The sequence below is a fragment of the Parendozoicomonas verongulae genome, from assembly GCF_009711465.1.
Lineage (GTDB): Bacteria > Pseudomonadota > Gammaproteobacteria > Pseudomonadales > Endozoicomonadaceae > Sansalvadorimonas > Sansalvadorimonas verongulae.
In genome coordinates this window covers 1-561 of record NZ_SMME01000328.1, presented here as the reverse complement: position 1 = coordinate 561, position 561 = coordinate 1, and the positions used below count along the sequence as shown (strand labels likewise).

Below are 561 nucleotides of genomic sequence, written 5' to 3'. Positions count from 1 at the left end.
TGAACTCTCACCGCCGGGGCAGCCGCGATGCCCAATGCAAGGGAAAACGGAGCACTACCTGTCTCTGTGGCGTTACCTTCGATTCGATCAGCCTGCTTAACTCTCACTGCCAGAGCAGTAGCGACGCCCGGTGCAAGGGGAGGCGGAATACCACCTGCCCCTGCGGCGCCACCTTTGCTTCGGCCACTTTGCTTTACTCTCACCGCCGGGGCAGCCGCGGCACCCTATGCAAGGGAAAGCAGAACACTGCCTGCTCCTGCGGCGTCACCTTTGATTCGGCCAAGATGCTTTGCTCTCACCGCCGGAGCAGCCGAGACGCCCGGTGCAAGGGGAAACGGAACACCACCTGCCCCTGTGGCACCACCTTCAGTTCGATCAACCTGATGAATTATCACCGCCAGAACAGTAGCGACATCCGATGTAAGGTGAAACGGATCACAAAGAAGTAAGATGGGATTTAAAAAGAACCGCTATGGCTTAAACAGCTCAGACCAGACATAGAGGTTCCTTTCCCCCCCTCTGGAGCTGTCCGGGTCCATAACTTTACCGGGTTTGAAAATT

2 protein-coding genes are annotated in these 561 nt (G+C 56.7%); both read right to left on the bottom strand.

Annotated features, from left to right (window positions below):
- A partial coding sequence (locus E1189_RS00585) for a hypothetical protein (RefSeq protein ID WP_155158202.1) occupies nucleotides 1–203 on the bottom strand: 203 nt, incomplete at its 3' end.
- A gap of 21 nt (nucleotides 204–224) precedes the next feature.
- On the bottom strand, nucleotides 225–395 hold the full coding sequence (locus E1189_RS00580; RefSeq protein ID WP_155158201.1) for a hypothetical protein: 171 nt from the start codon (nucleotides 393–395) through the stop codon (nucleotides 225–227).
- Nucleotides 396–561 lie beyond the last annotated feature (166 nt).